Genomic DNA, 908 nt, shown 5'->3' with positions numbered 1-908 from the left:
TCCTCGACGCGCTCGACGATCGGCGCCTGCTTGGCCTCGGGGCCGGCATAGGTCGCTTCGAGATCGATGATCTCGCGCAGCAGGATCTTCGATTCGTTGAGCTCGTCACGCCAGATGATGATGGCCTGGAAGGTCAGCGGGCTTTCGCACAGGCCCGCGATCATCGTCTCGCGGCCGGCCTCGATACGTTTGGCGATCGCGATTTCGCCCTCGCGCGACAGAAGCTCGACCGAGCCCATTTCGCGCAGATACATGCGAACCGGATCGTCGGTGCGATCGGTCGGCTCTTTCTTGGTGGTCGTCGCGGCAACGGCGGTGCCGGTCTGCTCGGCCAGTTCGTTGGCGTCTTCCTCGGCGTCGGCAGCCGCGTCGGCGGCTTCGGGCTCCTCGCCCTGCTCGTCGTCCTCGACCACGTTGATGCCCATGTCGGAGAGCATGGCCATCGTGTCCTCGATCTGCTCGGAGGTCACTTCCTCCGAGGGCAGCACCGAATTCAGTTCGTCCATGGTGACATAGCCGCGCTTCTTGGCGGCTTTGATCATCTTCTTGACAGCATCGTCGGAAAGGTCGAGCAGAGGGCCGTCGGTGGCGCCTTCACGTTCGGTCTCGACCTCTTCCTTTTCTTTTGTCGCCATTCTTTATTTTCTCCAAGCGGCCAAGTATCAAGCCGCGTAAGCTGCCGTGCCGGTTAAATCAGATGCGCTCGCTCTAGAACGCGCTTCCCCGGGCCAGTAACTGCATCTCTCGTTAAGTCCAGATTAACCCTGGTATCTGTGGCAGGCTGACTGCCTGTCCAGTGACCGGTACCTCACATCGCTGCATTTCCCGTCGACGCCGGCACGGGTTAACGTTTCGAATCGTCCTGATTCCGTCATTCTGCCGGAAGGTCAAGCGCCTCTCGCATGATT

General features: G+C 60.6%; 1 protein-coding gene. It reads right to left on the bottom strand.

Annotation, left to right across the window (positions count from 1 at the left end; all coding sequences use genetic code 11):
• Positions 1-635: RNA polymerase sigma factor region1.1 domain-containing protein (locus EOA85_RS36170; protein WP_281033838.1), on the bottom strand; the 635-nt coding region annotated here is incomplete at its 3' end.
• Positions 636-908: the final 273 nt, after the last annotated feature.

Source organism: Mesorhizobium sp. M5C.F.Ca.IN.020.29.1.1 (assembly GCF_003997375.1).
Classification (GTDB): Bacteria; Pseudomonadota; Alphaproteobacteria; order Rhizobiales; family Rhizobiaceae; genus Mesorhizobium; species Mesorhizobium wenxiniae.
Note: the sequence above shows the minus strand (reverse complement) of the source record. Positions and strands in the feature narration are given on the sequence as shown.